Annotated in this window: 16 protein-coding genes and 2 tRNA genes; 7 read left to right on the forward strand and 11 right to left on the reverse strand. The window is 67.2% G+C overall.

Translation table 11 applies throughout. The annotated features are described in order from the left end of the window. A complete protein-coding gene (locus QFZ53_RS12005) occupies positions 1–492 on the forward strand; it encodes a GtrA family protein (RefSeq protein WP_307296672.1) in 492 nt (163 codons plus the stop codon). On the opposite strand, the gene QFZ53_RS12010 is transcribed toward QFZ53_RS12005, so the two are convergent. The 6 genes from QFZ53_RS12010 to orn all read right to left on the reverse strand — a co-directional run bounded on the left by QFZ53_RS12010 (position 441) and on the right by orn (position 6,045). After that, complete coding sequence (locus QFZ53_RS12010; protein ID WP_307296676.1) at positions 441–1,802, reverse strand: sensor histidine kinase; 1,362 nt, start codon at positions 1,800–1,802, stop codon at positions 441–443. The genes QFZ53_RS12005 and QFZ53_RS12010 overlap by 52 nt on opposite strands. Continuing rightward, positions 1,802–2,482, reverse strand: a complete 681-nt coding sequence (locus QFZ53_RS12015) for a response regulator transcription factor (protein ID WP_307296679.1) — start codon at positions 2,480–2,482, stop codon at positions 1,802–1,804. Before QFZ53_RS12015 ends, QFZ53_RS12010 begins: the two co-directional genes overlap by 1 nt. A 22-nt stretch (positions 2,483–2,504) precedes the next feature. After that, a complete protein-coding gene (locus QFZ53_RS12020; RefSeq protein ID WP_307296680.1) occupies positions 2,505–3,137 on the reverse strand; it encodes a LysE family transporter in 633 nt (210 codons plus the stop codon). A gap of 25 nt (positions 3,138–3,162) precedes the next feature. Continuing rightward, the gene (locus QFZ53_RS12025; RefSeq protein WP_307296682.1) at positions 3,163–5,202 is read right to left on the reverse strand and encodes a heavy metal translocating P-type ATPase; all 2,040 of its coding nucleotides are present in this window, start codon (positions 5,200–5,202) and stop codon (positions 3,163–3,165) included. A gap of 104 nt (positions 5,203–5,306) precedes the next feature. Beyond that, positions 5,307–5,382: transfer RNA gene (locus tag QFZ53_RS12030), tRNA-His, on the reverse strand. 36 nt (positions 5,383–5,418) lie between these two features. Continuing rightward, positions 5,419–6,045 (reverse strand): oligoribonuclease, encoded by a 627-nt coding sequence (gene orn / locus QFZ53_RS12035; protein ID WP_307296684.1) that lies wholly within the window; start codon positions 6,043–6,045, stop codon positions 5,419–5,421. Positions 6,046–6,107: 62 nt separating this feature from the next. Here orn and QFZ53_RS12040 point away from each other — a divergent pair. Continuing rightward, a tRNA-Arg gene (locus tag QFZ53_RS12040) sits at positions 6,108–6,180 on the forward strand. Positions 6,181–6,201: 21 nt separating this feature from the next. Here the strand turns inward: QFZ53_RS12040 and QFZ53_RS12045 are convergent. Further along, entirely contained in the window at positions 6,202–6,471 is a 270-nt protein-coding gene (locus tag QFZ53_RS12045; protein WP_292908863.1) for a hypothetical protein, read from the reverse strand. A 195-nt stretch (positions 6,472–6,666) separates the two neighbouring features. On the opposite strand from QFZ53_RS12045, the gene QFZ53_RS12050 reads away from it, so the two are divergent. From QFZ53_RS12050 to QFZ53_RS12065, 4 genes are all read left to right on the forward strand, one after another. Beyond that, complete coding sequence (locus QFZ53_RS12050) at positions 6,667–7,233, forward strand: single-stranded DNA-binding protein (protein WP_307296686.1); 567 nt, start codon at positions 6,667–6,669, stop codon at positions 7,231–7,233. 60 nt (positions 7,234–7,293) lie between these two features. After that, the gene (locus tag QFZ53_RS12055; protein ID WP_292908859.1) at positions 7,294–7,791 is read left to right on the forward strand and encodes a DUF6993 domain-containing protein; all 498 of its coding nucleotides are present in this window, start codon (positions 7,294–7,296) and stop codon (positions 7,789–7,791) included. Positions 7,792–7,876: 85 nt separating this feature from the next. Continuing rightward, positions 7,877–9,556 carry an energy-dependent translational throttle protein EttA gene (gene ettA, locus QFZ53_RS12060; protein WP_307296690.1) on the forward strand — a complete coding sequence of 560 codons (1,680 nt, stop codon included), beginning with the start codon at positions 7,877–7,879 and terminating at the stop codon, positions 9,554–9,556. Next, complete coding sequence (locus tag QFZ53_RS12065; RefSeq protein WP_307296692.1) at positions 9,549–10,067, forward strand: acyl-CoA thioesterase; 519 nt, start codon at positions 9,549–9,551, stop codon at positions 10,065–10,067. The genes ettA and QFZ53_RS12065 overlap by 8 nt, the downstream gene beginning before the upstream one ends. A 40-nt stretch (positions 10,068–10,107) precedes the next feature. Here the strand turns inward: QFZ53_RS12065 and QFZ53_RS12070 are convergent, their stop codons facing one another. After that, positions 10,108–10,989, reverse strand: coding sequence for an acyl-CoA thioesterase (locus tag QFZ53_RS12070; protein ID WP_307296696.1), 882 nt, complete (start codon positions 10,987–10,989; stop codon positions 10,108–10,110). A gap of 83 nt (positions 10,990–11,072) precedes the next feature. On the opposite strand from QFZ53_RS12070, the gene QFZ53_RS12075 reads away from it, so the two are divergent. Next, on the forward strand, positions 11,073–11,738 hold the full coding sequence (locus tag QFZ53_RS12075; RefSeq protein ID WP_307296698.1) for a hypothetical protein: 666 nt from the start codon (positions 11,073–11,075) through the stop codon (positions 11,736–11,738). Between the two features lie 2 nt (positions 11,739–11,740). On the opposite strand, the gene QFZ53_RS12080 is transcribed toward QFZ53_RS12075, so the two are convergent. Genes QFZ53_RS12080 through QFZ53_RS12090 form a run of 3 tightly spaced genes read right to left on the reverse strand, consistent with a single transcriptional unit; the run spans position 11,741 to position 14,954 of the window. Next, on the reverse strand, positions 11,741–13,399 hold the full coding sequence (locus QFZ53_RS12080) for an FAD-binding dehydrogenase (RefSeq protein ID WP_307296701.1): 1,659 nt from the start codon (positions 13,397–13,399) through the stop codon (positions 11,741–11,743). Further along, positions 13,396–13,845, reverse strand: coding sequence for a globin (locus tag QFZ53_RS12085; RefSeq protein ID WP_292908847.1), 450 nt, complete (start codon positions 13,843–13,845; stop codon positions 13,396–13,398). The genes QFZ53_RS12080 and QFZ53_RS12085 overlap by 4 nt, the downstream gene beginning before the upstream one ends. Continuing rightward, complete coding sequence (locus QFZ53_RS12090; protein WP_307296705.1) at positions 13,842–14,954, reverse strand: mechanosensitive ion channel family protein; 1,113 nt, start codon at positions 14,952–14,954, stop codon at positions 13,842–13,844. The genes QFZ53_RS12085 and QFZ53_RS12090 overlap by 4 nt, the downstream gene beginning before the upstream one ends. Positions 14,955–15,013: the final 59 nt, after the last annotated feature.

Consider the following 15,013-nt stretch of genomic DNA (forward strand, 5'->3'; position numbering starts at 1 on the left):
ATGAGAACACGACAGCCGTCCGTCCTCGCACAGCTCGCCAAGTTCGCCGCGGTGGGCGGTGTGGGCCTGATCGTCGACGTCGGTCTGTTCAATCTGCTGCTCCTGCACCCGTCCCAGTCCGCGGCGTGGCCGATGATCGCGAAGAGCGCGTCGACGGTGTGCGCGATCGCCGTGAACTGGATGGGAAGCAGATGGTGGACGTTCCGCGAGCAGCGGAGATCCGATGCCACGCGTGAAGGACTCGAGTTCCTGGTCGCCAGTCTCCTCGGCAGCGGGGTGGCTCTCGCCTGCCTGGGTGTGTCGCATTATCTGCTCGCCTTCACGACGCCTGTCGCCGACAACGTGTCGGCGAACGTGGTCGGACTGATCGCCGGTTCCGCCGTCCGGTTCGCCGCATATCGCTCGTGGGTCTTCGCGGATCGCTCTGCGCGGGGCCCGTCTCAGTCGTCGGCGACGCCGAAGGTCACGACGACGGTGGCGCCGACGCCCTGACGGTTCTCGATGAGGGCCTCGCCGCCGCTCTTCTCAGCCAGCCCTGCGACGATCGCGAGACCGAGCCCGCTGCCGGAGTAGGACGGTGCTCGGCCGCGGACGAATCGTTCGAAGGCGCGATCGGCGACCTCCGGGTCGAAACCTCCTGCGTCGTCGCTGACGGCGAGGCGTGCACCGTCGGAGGTCACCGCGAGCGAGACGAGGATCCGCACGTCCTCCGATTCTGCGGCGGAGAGCGCGTTGTCCACGAGGTTGTCGATGATCCGGGTGAAGTCGTCGGCACGGACGCGGAGCCGGACTCGGTCGTCTGCCACGTCGATGACGAAGTCGAGGTCGACGTTTCGCCCCGGTGTCCGCTCGGAGCTCTGCAGACGCAACCGGTCGATACGATCCGTGACGGCGTCGACGAGATGCTCTGCCGTGGCCGATCCGGCATCGCCGACGGCGTCGATGCGAGAGAGCTGCAGGAGCGAGTCGGCGATCCTCGTGAGACGGGCGAGCGTCGCGCGCGCTTCGCGGATGGCGGTGGCGTCGGCGGCGGCATCCGATCCATCGATCAGCTCGAACTGCGCCTGCAGGACGGCCAGGGGATTGCGCAGCTCGTGGCTCGCGTCCGAGACCATCTGCCGCTCCCTGTCGGTCGCAGCCCGCATGCGTTCGAGCAGGTCGTTGAGCGTGCGGGCGAGGTCGGCGAGGTCGTCGTGCGCGTCTCCGACGGGGAGCAGCTCGCCGCGGCGCGAGACGACGAGCGTCTGCGCACTGCGTCGCATGTGATCCACCGGGCGCAGGGCGGCTCCTGCGACGAACCACGAACCCGCGGCGAATACGAGCGCCCCTGCGGCCAGCACGAGCACCATCAGACGGACCACGTCGGAGAGCACGTCCTCGGCGATGTCCGTGTCTCGTGTGGCCAGGACGTACCACGTGCCGTCCGCGGTCTCGACGGGATCGACGTACACGAAGAAGGTCTTGCTGCCGGCGCGGACGTGTTGCAGGCGAGGACCTTCCGCGATGATCTCCGTGGCGCGGTCGAGGAGGCCAGCCGGGAAGGTGTTCATGCGCTCGGTTCCGTCGGGCGCGACGATCGCCACGTGCTGCTTGACCCCCGGGGGCGGGAAGCGCTCATTCGGATCTTCCTGGATCGCCCCGCGATACACCTCGGTGATGCCGTGCAGGATCGCCCGCTCCTTGTCGGCCACGATCCCGGTGAGATGCGCGTACACGATGGCGGACGCGCCGGCGAGCAGCAGCACGGCGACGAGGGTGGAACCGATCGTGATGCGGGCCCGCAGTGAGATCCGTCGCCTCATCAGTCAGTTCCTCCCGAAAGCAGTCGGAAGCCGACTCCGCGTTCGGTGACGATCTGGGCTGCCGATCCCATCGAGTCGAGCTTGCGGCGAAGGTAGCCGACGTATTGATCGACGACGTTCGATTCGAAGTGCTCCGAACCCCAGACCTCGGCGAGCAGCGCTGGTCTCGAGACCGTCTCCCCAGCATGCTGCACCAGCGTCTTCAGCAGGTCGAATTCGCGCCTGCTGAGTTGCAGGTTCGCCTCTCCCACTGTGATGGCCCCGCGATCGACCGACAGCGCGAGGTCACCCGCACGCCAGTGCAGCTGCGCGCTGCCGTTTCGCCGCGTGAGCACGCGGAGTCGAGCGAACAGCTCGGCGAACTCGAACGGTTTGGTGAGGTAGTCGTCAGCGCCGGAGTCGAGTCCGTGGACGCGGTCATCGACCGCATCGCGGGCCGACAGCATCAGCACTCTGATAGATCCGTCGATCTGCTTCAGACGGCGGCACACCTCGAACCCGGTCATCCCCGGCATGTTCACATCGACGACGGCGAGGTCGAAGTCGCCGCCAGAGGCGAGGGTGAGCGCCGCTACGCCGTCATCGGCAGTCGCCGCGCGATAGCCCTCTCGCTCGAGATGCCTGGCGACGAGCTCGGCGAGCTGCGGCTCATCATCGACGACGAGGATCCGGATCGACACAGCGTGAGTCTAAGCCCGCGGATCAGTGCACAAGCGCGAGGAGCGCGGCGACCACGATGAACAGACATCCGAAGACGATGTTGAGCGTCCGCTGTCCTCGCTCCGAGCGAGCGAGCCGGCGGAACGGTCGCGCTGCTGCCGCGAAGAAGCCCCACATGACCACGATGTCGACAGCGATCGTCGTGACGATGATGGTCAAGTACTGGGGCAGCTGCGGCTGGTCGAGACGCACGAACTGGGGGATGAACGCGAGGAAGAACACGATCGCCTTCGGGTTGAGCAGGTTCACCCACAGGCCCCGACGCACCATCGACCAGCGGCCCTCGCTCGGTGCGTCGGCCACGGGGTCGTCGTCGGTCGAAGAGAGCGTGGGCTTCGCAAGGATCAGACGGATGCCGAGATAGACGAGATAGGCGGCGCCGGCGTATCGGATGATGTTGAACAGCAACTCGGACTGAGAGACGATCAGGCCGACTCCCGCCGCCACGATGATGACGTGGACGATCAGAGCGAGCTGCTGGCCGATGATGCCCCAGATCGAGCGTCGCCAGCCCTGGCTGAGCGCGTTCGACATGGTGTTGATCGCGCCGGCTCCTGGCGTGAAGCTGATGACGATGCACGCGGCGAGGAGCGTGCCCCAGAGGGCGGAAGACACTCGTCGATTCTAAGGGCTGACGCTCTCAGCGCTCTGGTGCCGGCCGCAGGTCCAGCCGGCGCAGCAGCTGCGCGTTGAGCGCGACGACGATCGTGGAGAGCGACATCAGGATCGCTCCGACCGACATCGGCAACACGAATCCGAACGGCGCCAGCACGCCGGCCGCCAGCGGAACCGACAGGAGGTTGTAGCCGGCCGCCCACCAGAGATTCTGCGTCATCTTCCGATAGCTCGCCGTGGACAGGTCGATCACCGAGAGGACGCTGCGCGGATCGCTTCCCGCGAGGATCACGCCCGCTGAGGCGATGGCGACGTCCGTGCCCGCGCCGATCGCCAGGCCGACGTCGGCCTGGCTGAGGGCCGGGGCGTCGTTCACGCCATCCCCGATCATCGCGACCGTGCGCCCCTCCGCCTGGAGCTCGCGAACCTTCGACGACTTGTCTTCAGGACGCACGCCCGCGTAGATGCGGTCGATGCCGAGTTCCGTGCCGACGTGCTCGGCGACCGCGGCCGCATCGCCTGTGATCATGACCACGTGGATTCCTCGGGAATGCAGTGACCGCACGGCCTCCCGGGATTCGGGCCTGATCTCATCGGCAAGACGCAGCGCCCCGGCGACGACGTGGTCGACGAGCACGTGGAGGATGATCGCTCCTTCGCGGCGCCAGTCGTCGGCCACGGGCAGCTCCGCGGCGCGGATCTCGCGGAGGAGGTTCGGACCGCCCACCTGAACGACGCGCCCGCCGACGCGGGCGCTCACACCGATGGCGGGGGAGGAGGAGAAGTCGGCGGAGGCGGGGACGTCCAGGCCGCGCTCCTGGGCGGCGGCGACGATGGCCTTGGCCAGCGGATGTTCGGAGTCGTGCTCGGCGGAAGCGGCCAGCGCCAGCAGCTCGTCCTCCCCGAACGGCTCGACGGGCGCCACGCCGGTCACAGCAGGCGCGCCCTTCGTGAGGGTGCCCGTCTTGTCGAAGAGGACGGTGTCGACCGTGCGCATCGTCTCGAGCGCCAGACGATCCTTCACGAGCACCCCGGCCTTGGCCGCTCGCTCGGTGGCGATCGACACGACGAGAGGGATCGCGAGACCGAGGGCGTGAGGGCAGGCGATCACGAGCACGGTGATCGCCCGAATGACGGCATCGTCCGGCATCCCGAGCACCGTCCAGATGAGAGCGGTGACCGCTGCTGCGGCCAGCGCGAACCAGAACAGCCACGCAGCGGCCCGGTCGGCGATGCGCTGGGCGCGTGAGGACGACGCCTGAGCGTCGGCGACGAGCTTCTGGATGCCGGCCAGGGCCGTGTCGGCACCGATGGCAGTGACCCGCACCCGAAGGCCGGAGTCGGTCGCCACGGTTCCGGCCACCACTCGATCGCCGACGGCCCTGCGCACTGTGCGGGATTCGCCGGTGATCATCGATTCGTCGAGCTGTGCGGAACCCTGCACGATGATTCCGTCGACCGGCATCCGGCCCCCCGGGCGGACGATGACGACGTCGTCGATCTGCAGATCCGCGGGGCTCACCCGCACGATGTTCGCGCCGTCGACGCGCTCGGCCTCGTCGGGGAGCAGTGCGGCGAGCGAGTCGAGAGCGGACGTGGTCTGTGCGAGCGAACGCATCTCGATCCAGTGACCGAGGAGCATGATCACGATCAGCAGTGCGAGTTCCCACCAGAACTCGAGTTCGTGATGCAGGATTCCGAGGCTCGCGCCCAAGGAAGCGAGGAAGGCGACCGTGATCGCGAGTCCGATCAGAAGCATCATGCCGGGTCGGCGGGACCTGATCTCATCCACAGCGCCGGTGAGGAAAGGGGCGCCGCCCCACACGTACATGACGGTGCCGAGTGCCGGTGCGATCCATCGCGCCCAACCGGTCACTTCGTAGCCCAGGATCATCCCGAACATCGGAGAGGTCGTGACGACGGGAACGGCGATCAGCAGCATGATCCAGAAGAGCCGCCGGAACCGATCGGCGTGGCCCGCATGCCCGGCGTGACCTTCGTGCCCCGCGTGGTGCGCATGCTCCTGCATCTCAGGTGTCGCGTGCTGGTGGTGCTCGCTGTGCATCTGCTCGTGGCTCTCCATGCTGACGAGAACCCCATACCCAGTGGGGGTATTCCCGAAGTGTCGGAAATGCAAGAAGCCCCGGCTCGATGAGCCGGGGCTTCGCTTGGGGTGGCTAACGGGACTCGAACCCGCGACCCCCGCGACCACAACGCGGTGCTCTACCAACTGAGCTATAGCCACCATGTGCCCGACGCATCGGGCAACCAGACGAGTCTATTACATGTTCGGAGCGAACTTTGACACGACGGAGGAGGCGATCTCGCGGACTTCCTCGCTCGTCGGGCCGGGCTCTGTCACGAAGACGGCCTGACGGTAGTACTGGAGCTCGCGGATCGACTCGAGGATGTCGGCGAGGGCGCGATGCCCTCCGTCTTTCGCGGGGGCGTGGAAGAACGCTCGCGGATACCAGCGGCGAGACAGCTCCTTGATGCTCGACACATCGACGTTGCGGTAATGCAGCCAGCCGTCGACGTCGGGCATGTACTTCGCGAGGAACATCCGATCCGTGCCGATCGTGTTGCCGGCGAGCGGAGCTTTGCGCTCCAGCGGCACGAAGCGCTTGATGTACGCGAGTGTCTGCGCCTGCGCCTCCTCCAAGGAGACGCCCAGCGGGATCTCCTCGATGAGGCCGGACGAGGTGTGCATGTTCGTCACGAAGTCGTTCATGTTCTCGAGCGCAGCCTCGCTCGCGCGGATCACCACCTGGAAGCCCGGATCGACGGGACGGAGCTCGAAATCAGTGATGACGACCGCGATCTCGACGAGCTCGTCGACCGCGAGGTCGAGGCCGGTCATCTCACAGTCGATCCAGACCAGTCGGTCGTTCTCGGACGCAGATACCATTCGATCATCCTATCGACGGTGCCGACATCGGGCGCGTGGAGCACGGTACGGTTGAACGGCACGCCCTCTTAGCTCAGTGGATAGAGCAACAGCCTTCTAATCTGTCGGTCGCTGGTTCGAATCCAGCAGGGGGCACGACGACTGCTTCGACGGGGCTCAGCCGTTGCGCAGCGCAGCGACGGCGTCGTCGGCCCGCCAGAAGTCGCCGACCAGGCGGAACTGCCCGGTGGCGAGATGCAGTCGCTCGGCGCGATAACGGATGCCCAGAGGGTCGGCGATCATCCGAAGATGTCCGAGAAGCCGGCCGGACGCGTCTTGGACGCGCCACAGGTGAGCGGACGCCCGCACGAGATGCTCTCGTGAGGAACGCAATCGCGGAGCGGCGTAGGGAACTTCGGGCGCGGACTGGATCAGCTTGTCGGACATCGGTGACTCCTTCCTGATCCGACGCTACGGGGGGCCTCCGACATCGGGTTATGCCCTCCCACCTGGACTGTTCCTGCACAGCCGGTGAAGATCGACGGCTTCTCCACAGAAGGTGCGTCAGCGCCCACCCGGGGTCCGCCATGCGGCGCATCCTGGAGCGATCCGGGCATGCCCCGGCTTGCAGAGGAGAAGAACATGACGGAGATCCTGACCATCGTCGGCAAGGTGGCCACAGACCCGACGACCGGGCGCACGGCCGGCGGCACACCGGTCACCAACTTCCGCCTGGCGAGTACGCACCGCCGGTTCGACCAGGCGACCAACACCTGGATCGACGCGGAGACCAACTGGTTCAGCGTCGCCGCGTTCCGTCAGCTGGCGGAGCATGTGCGCGCCTCGCTGCACACGGGCGACAGTGTCATCGTCACCGGGAGGTTGAAGATCCGGAACTGGGAGGCGAACGGAAAGCACGGCACCAGCGTCGACATCGATGCGGAGGCGATCGGCCACGATCTTCGCTGGGGGACGAGCAGCTACATGCCCCGCTCGAGGGTCATCACGGCGAGTCGCGAGTTCGGAGATGCCGACGGCTCGCCCACGCGCGGCGATGTCGCGGCAGCCCCGGCTCAGTCCGGACAGCTGTACCCCGATCCCATGACCGGCGAGGTGAGCGACGACGAGGAGAACCTGCTCGACGACATCGACGTGTCATGGGCGACCGGTGACGAGGAGGTGAAGGACGAGACCACGGTGCTCAACTGAACGTCGCGCGGACGCGGCGCATGTGCAGGTTCGGGGGAGGGCGGCCCGTAGACTCGGTTCGTGCTACGACGACCGGCCTCCTCCGCATCGCGCATCGTGCTGTCGGGTGCCGCCGCTGCCATGATTCTCGTTCTGTCCGCTTGCGCACCGACGTCCACGCCGACGCCGACGACGACAGACGGCGCACAGGAGAGTCCGACCGCACCCCCGAGCTCGGAGGGCCCGGTGCTCGTCGCCGACGGCTCCGCCGCCGACAACCTTCCGCTGTTCACGGCTGTCACCGCGCAGGTGTGGTCCACGGACCAACGCGTATCCGGGCGTGCCTACATCGATGCGCTGATCGCAGCGGGCTTCGACCGTGCAGCCATGCAGGTGACGCAGGATCAGTCCACCGTCGGCAACGCCGCTGAGACTCTGCAGTTCTCCGTGCGATGGGGCGAGACGGAATGCCTGGTCGGCCAGGTGGGCCCGTCGACGGGTGAACCCGTCACCGTGGTTCTGCCGCAGCTCGCTGAAGGACGCTGTCTCGTCGGGAGCACGCGCGCAATCGACTGGTGACCGCTCGGCGCTCACGACAACGGCACAGCACAGGGCCGGTAGGCTGGAGTGTCGATCTTCGACGCCGACAGAAGGAGCATTTTCGGTGGCTGAGTACATCTACTCGATGGTTCGAGCGCGTAAGGCGGTGGGCGACAAGCTCATCCTCGACGACGTCACCATGGCGTTCCTTCCTGGAGCCAAGATCGGCATGGTCGGCCCGAACGGCGCCGGAAAGTCGACGATCCTCAAGATCATGGCCAGCCTCGACACGCCTTCCAACGGGGAGGCGAAGCTGTCTCCTGGATTCTCCGTCGGCATCCTGATGCAGGAGCCCGAACTCGACGAGTCGAAGACCGTCATCGAGAACATCCAGGACGGCATCGCGATCAAGGCGAAGCTCGACCGCTTCAACGAGATCTCGGCTCTGATGGCCGATCCGGATGCCGACTTCGACGCGCTGCTCGCCGAGATGGGCTCCCTCCAGGAGGAGATCGACGCCGCCGACGGCTGGGACCTCGACTCCCAGCTGGATCAGGCTATGGACGCACTGCGCACTCCGCCCGCGGACGCCGCGATCGCACCGCTCTCCGGTGGAGAGAAGCGTCGCGTCGCACTCGCCAAGCTTCTGCTGCAGAAGCCGGACCTGCTTCTGCTCGACGAGCCCACCAACCACCTCGACGCCGAGAGCGTGCTCTGGCTCGAGCAGCACCTGCAGGCGTACAAGGGCGCGGTGATCGCGATCACCCACGACCGGTACTTCCTCGACCACGTCGCTGAATGGATCGCCGAGGTCGACCGCGGACGTCTGATCGGCTACGAGGGCAACTACTCGACCTATCTCGAGAAGAAGGGCGAGCGCCTGGAGATCCAGGGCAAGAAAGACGCCAAGCTTGCGAAGCGACTCAAGGAGGAGCTCGAGTGGGTGCGTGCCAGCGCCAAGGGTCGCCAGACGAAGTCGAAGGCACGTCTCGCCCGGTACGAGGAGATGGCATCTGAGGCGGAGCGCACCCGGAAGCTCGACTTCGAAGAGATCACGATCCCCGCGGGTCCGCGACTGGGCAGCGTCGTGATCGAGGCGAAGAAGCTCCAGAAGGGCTTCGACGGTCGCTCGCTCATCGACGGTCTCAGCTTCAGCCTGCCGCCGAACGGCATCGTGGGCGTGATCGGTCCGAACGGTGTGGGAAAGACGACGCTGTTCAAGACGATCGTCGGACTCGAGCCGCTCGACGGCGGCGACCTGAAGATCGGCGAGACCGTCAAGATCAGCTACGTCGACCAGTCGCGCTCGAACATCGACCCCAACAAGACCCTGTGGGAGGTCGTGTCGGACGGACTCGACTACATCACCGTCGGCAAGACCGAGATCCCCTCCCGTGCCTACGTGTCGAAGTTCGGCTTCAAGGGACCGGATCAGCAGAAGAAGGCCGGCGTTCTCTCCGGCGGCGAACGCAACCGCTTGAACCTCGCGCTCACGCTGAAAGAGGGCGGCAACCTGCTTCTCCTCGACGAGCCGACCAACGACCTCGACGTCGAGACCCTCAGCTCGCTCGAGAACGCCCTGCTCGAGTTCCCCGGTTGCGCCGTGGTCATCACCCACGACCGGTGGTTCCTCGACCGCATCGCCACGCACATCCTCGCTTACGAGGGCACCGACGAGCAGCCCGACAAGTGGTACTGGTTCGAGGGCAACTTCGAGGCGTACGAGCAGAACAAGATCGAGCGACTCGGCCCTGACGCGGCCAAGCCGCACCGGTCGACGCACCGCAAGCTGACGCGTGACTGACGTGCAGGCCTCGGACGCGGCAGCCGAGCCGTCCGCAAAGACGTCTCGGCTGCACATCCCGATCCAGCTGCGCTGGGGCGATCTCGACGCGTTCAACCACGTGAACAACACGTCGATGCTCAAGCTGCTCGAAGAGGCGCGCGTGCGCGCGTTCTGGCGGGCCGGCCCGGGGGAGGAGGCGCCGTCGACAGCAGTGCTCGACTCCGGGATCGAGGAGGGCATCCTGACGCTCATCGCGCGTCAGGAGATCGAGTACCTCGCGCCGGTGCCGTACCAGCGGCGTCCGCTCGAGGTGCAGATGTGGTTCGGAAAGCTCGGCGGATCGAGCGTCGAGGTCTGCTACGAGGTGCACAACGACCCGGCATCCGAGTCCCGGCAGCTGTACGCGCGCTCCACCGCCATCATCGTCCTCGTCGACGCAGGCACGGGACGCCCGACGCGGCTCACTCAGGAGATGCGCGACGTGTGGGAGCCCTTCACCGGCCCGTCGATCGAGTACGCGCACCGTTGACGGCGAGGCGGTCGAGGCGCTGGCGCGCCCGGTCGCTCGGTCAGGACGGCACGCGGATCATGATCTCCTGCGCGACCGTGGCGACCAGATCGCCGTCTCGCGTGTAGATCCGCCCCTGCGCGAGCCCTCGTCCGCCACGGGCGTTCGGCGACTCCTGCAGGTACAGCAGCCACTCGTCGACGCGTGCCGGCCGATGCCACCACATCGCGTGGTCGAGGCTCGCGACCTTGAGACCGGGAAGCGCCCAGTACGCGCCGTGGGCGCGCAGGATCGACTCCTGAATGGTCATGTCGCTGAGATAGGCGAGCGCCGCCCGGTGCAGGCGCTGGTCGTCGGGCAGCGGCGCACGCATGCGCATCCACACGCCCTGCTGCGGCACCTGAGCGTCGTCGCTCGGCCGGAACAGCGGAGACTCGATGTGTCGGACGTCGGCCGCCCTGTCGCTCAGCATTCGGGCTGTGCCCTCGGGGAGACCATCGACTCGTTCCTCGTCCGGGAGCAGCGTCTCCGGGGCGGGGATGCCCGCAGGCATCGGCACCGCGTGTTCGAGACCCGGGTCCTGATCCTGGAATGAGGCGATCATCGAGAAGATCGGCACGCCGTTCTGGTAGGCCTGCGAACGCCGCGTCGAGAAGGAGCGTCCGTCGTGGATGCGATCGACGGCGATGGTGATGCCCTGCGACGCATCACCGGGACGCAGGAAGTACCCGTGCATGGAGTGCACGGCCCGATCTTCAGGAAGGGTGCGCTCCGCGGCGAGCAGGCTCTGTGCGAGCACCTGCCCGCCGTAGATGCGCCCGCTCGGCATGGGATGCGACGAACCGGTGAAGATGTCCTCGGTCGTGCGCGCCTGAGTCGTGTCGAGATCCAGCACCGCGAGCAGTTGCTCGACGGTGCGGATCGCGTGCTGATCGGCGGTCATTCATGCCCTTCCGGTCGGTCGTGACGTCGCATGTGCGCTTCCTCGCGACTGCTGCGGCCGCTGGCGTTGCTAGTTTAGAGTGCGTGCCGCACCCTCTCGTCCTCGCCGATGCCGAAACGTCCAAGGACGTCCTCACGTTCGTGGGGAGGGCTCGGCGCATCTCCGATGAAGGAGTGCGTCTGCAAGGGGCGAACGGCGTCCTCGCGCTCACGGCCGCGGCTCTCGCCCCGCACGGGCTCTTCGATCAGACCCCGACCGTCCTGGCGATGCGCGTCGTGCATGCCGATCCTGAGCTGCAGTGCGACATCGTCGTCGCCGAGTTGACCCCAGGAGCGGACGAGCGGATGCTGCAGCTGCCCGAATCGGGCCTGTCGCCCTCATGGGCGGGAATCGCGCCTCCTCGACAGGGCTGGGAGGCCACGGGCACGCTCGCCGCCTCTCTGATCGCCCAGCGCGCCCAGTGGGGGATCAGCGCCGTGGCACGAGGTGCTACTCCCGGGGCCGGTGAAGAGGCGGTGCGTGCGCTGCGTGCCGCCATCTGGGGAGAGCTCGACGAAGACCTCGGTCACCTTCCCCGTGGCGTGGCCTTCGCCGCCGACGCGTTCGGCTTCATCTCAGGCGAGGAGGACGTCCCCGTCATGCGCTCTGGGCGCTGGATCCGTCTGGCCTTCCGCCGCGGTCACGTCTTGTCGCGCGGCCCGGTGGCGACCGGCCTCACCGCGGTGCGTGGCACCGGCAGCGCGGACTGAGCTCAGCCCGCCGCCGCGCGACCCGCCTGGCGGCCCGAGAACAGGCATCCACCGAGGAAGGTCCCCTCGAGCGCCCGATATCCGTGCACGCCGCCGCCGCCGAAGCCGCTCGCCTCGCCGGCCGCGAACAGTCCCGGGATGACGGTGCCGTCGGCGTCGAGTGCACGCCCGTCGAGATCGGTGTGGATGCCGCCGAGCGACTTCCTCGTCAGCACGTGCAGCTTGACGGCGATCAGAGGACCGGCTGCGGGGTCTTGCAGGCGGTGCGGTGAAGCGGTGCGGATCAGCTTGTCGCCGCGATAGCCGCGCATCGAGCGGAGCATCCCGATCTGCGCGTCCTTGGTGAAATCGTTGTCCATCTCGAGATCGCGTGCGAGAACCTCGTTGCGCACGCGGTCGATGTCGAGAGCGTCTCCGCCCGGATGACGGCGCATCTGCTCGAGCAGCGACTCGAGATCGTTCTCAACGATGAAGTCCTCGCCCTCGTCGAGGAAGGACTGCACAGGAGCGGTGGGCCCCTTCGCGAGTCGTGACTTCAGCAGCAGCCCCACATCCTTGCCGGTGAGGTCGGGGTTCTGCTCGCTCCCGGAGAGCGCGAACTCCTTCTCGACGATCTGCCGGGAGGTGACGAACCAGGAGTGGTCGTGGCCGGTCGTGCGCAGGTGAGCCAGCGTGCCGAGCGTGTCGAATCCGGGGAACAGCGGCACGGGGAGCCGCTTGCCGGTGGCGTCGAGCCACAGCGACGACGGCCCGGGGAGGATGCGGATGCCGTGGGAGGGCCACACCGGATCCCAGTTGGTGATGCCCTCGACGTAGTGCCACATGCGGTCGCCGTTGATCAGCCGCGCCCCCGCCGCCTCAGCCACGGGCTGCATCGAGCCGTCCACGTATGCGGGCACTCCGCTCAGCATGTGCGCGGGCGGCGTACCGAGCCGCTCGGGCCAGGCCGCGCGCACGAGGTCGTGGTTGCCGCCGATCCCACCGGAGGCGATCACGGTCGCTCCTGCGGCGATCTCAAAACCGCCGATCACGTCGCGCGAGGACTCCTCGCCCCGCTCGGCGGCGCTGGTGGCGAGCACGTCACCACGGGCACCGGCGACCGCTCCATCTGCGGAGACGAGTCCCGTAACGCGATGCCGGGGGAGGATCGTGATCCGACCCTGTCGCTCACCCTGCTCGACGCGTGCGGCGAACGGCACCACGATTCCGGGGCCGGTGCCCCACGTGATGTGGAACCGCGGTACGGAGTTGCCGGGGCCGAGGGCGCCGTAACCGCCGCGTTCAGCCCAGCCGACGACAGGGAAGAACCCGACACCGCGCTCGCGCAGCCAGGCGCGCTTCTCGCCTGCGGCGAAGTTCAGGTACGCCTCCGCCCAGCGGCGCGGCCATTCGTCTTCCGGCCGGTCGAAACCCGCGTTCCCGAACCAGTCCTGCGTGGCGAGCTCCAGGGAATCCTTGATCCCCATGCGGCGCTGCTCGGGAGAGTCGATGAAGAACAGTCCGCCGAACGACCACCACGCCTGTCCGCCCAGGTTCGTGCGGGGCTCCTGGTCGATCAGGATCACGCGCTTTCCGGCATCCAGCGCCTCGCAGGCGGCGACCAGCCCGGCCAACCCCCATCCGATCACCAGGACGTCTGTGGACAGGGTTGACTTCGTCATGCGTTCTCCGTTGATTCCTGACGTGCTCGGGTCTCGAGAGTGGGGCGGCCGGACGCTGCCGGCCCGATGCCCGACGGCTCGAATGTGTTCACCATGGCATAGGCGGCGCGTTCGAGGTAGTCCCAGAGGGTCGCTTCGTGCAGAGGCGACAACTTCGTCTCCGTGACGGCGGTGCGCATGTGCGTGAGCCAACGATCGCGAGCGTCGGGGTCGATGTGGAAGGGCATGTGCCGCATCCGCAGACGGGGGTGCCCCCGTGTCTCGCCATACGTGGTGGGTCCGCCCCAGTACTGTGCGAGGAACATCGTCAGCCGTTCGGCGGCCGGGCCCAGGTCCTCTTCGGGGTACATGGGCTTCAGCACGGGGTCGAGGGCGACCTCGCGGTAGAACACTCCGACCAGCTTCTCGAACGTGGCGTGACCGCCGACCTCGTCGTAGAACGTCATCGCTGCGGGGTCCCTTCGTCACCGGGTCTTGCGCCGTCGCCGGACTTCTTTCGGCGCCAGATGCCGCGATCGGGGATCACCGGAACGCCGGTGATCGCGTTGGGCCTGGTCTTCGGCGGATTCGCGCCGCGGACGCGCTGTGCGCCCTCGAGGCCGGTCGGGATCACGCCGACCATGCTCGGGATCGCGACGTCCTGCTCGTGGAGCGCCGTACGCAGGCGCTTGCGAAGCTCCTGCGAGACGTCGTCCTTGGCGTTCGCCCGCGCCTTGATCACGATGCGCACGACGAGCGCATCGCCGCCGATGGATTCGAGACCCCACAGTTCGGGCTTCTCTACGATGCGCGTGCGCCACTTCGGATCCTTGGCGAGTCCCTGTGCGGTCTCGAGCATCGTGTGCTCGACGGCATCGAGGTCGACATCGGCGGGAACCCCGAGGTCGATGATCACGCGCGCCCACCCCTGCGACATGTTGCCGATGCGGGTGACCTCGCCGTTGCGGACGTACCAGAGAGTGCCGTTCACGTCACGGACCTGCGTGATGCGCACGCTCACGTACTCGACCGCCCCGCTCGCGAGGCCGAGATCGACGACGTCGCCGATGCCGATCTGGTCCTCGGCGACGATGAACATGCCGTTCAGGACGTCTTTGACGATGTTCTGGGCCCCGAAGCCGAGTCCCGCGCCCACGGCCGCCGTCAGCAGGGTCAGCGAGCCGAGAAGTCCGCTGTCGATCGCGTTGACGATCAGCACGAGGGCGATCACGACGAGCATCACGTTGACGATGTTCTGCAGGATGCTGCCGAGCGTGCGGGTGCGCTGCACGAGCCGCATGTCGGCGAGCGGCGACCGTTCCAGGGCCTGGGTGTCGTCGACTGCGGCCTTGCTCTTCGCGCTGTCGACGATGCGATGCACGACGCGGCGGATGAGGACGCGCAGCACCAGTGCGATGATCACGCAGCTCGCGATGATGATCGCGATCGTGAGTGCAGTCCAACCGACCGGGATGAGTACCGTGAGCACGGTCTGAAGCCAGTCGGGAAGCGCTTGGAACCACTCGGGAAGCGGTGCGTCGACAGGCGGGTCGGTAGTTGCGAAGGGGAACATCATCACCACAGATCCTAGCGATCAGGCCTCTGCGCGGGCTGGATGCTTCGACAGGCTCAGCG

It is taken from the genome of Microbacterium natoriense (genome assembly GCF_030816295.1).
Lineage (GTDB): Bacteria > Actinomycetota > Actinomycetes > Actinomycetales > Microbacteriaceae > Microbacterium > Microbacterium natoriense_A.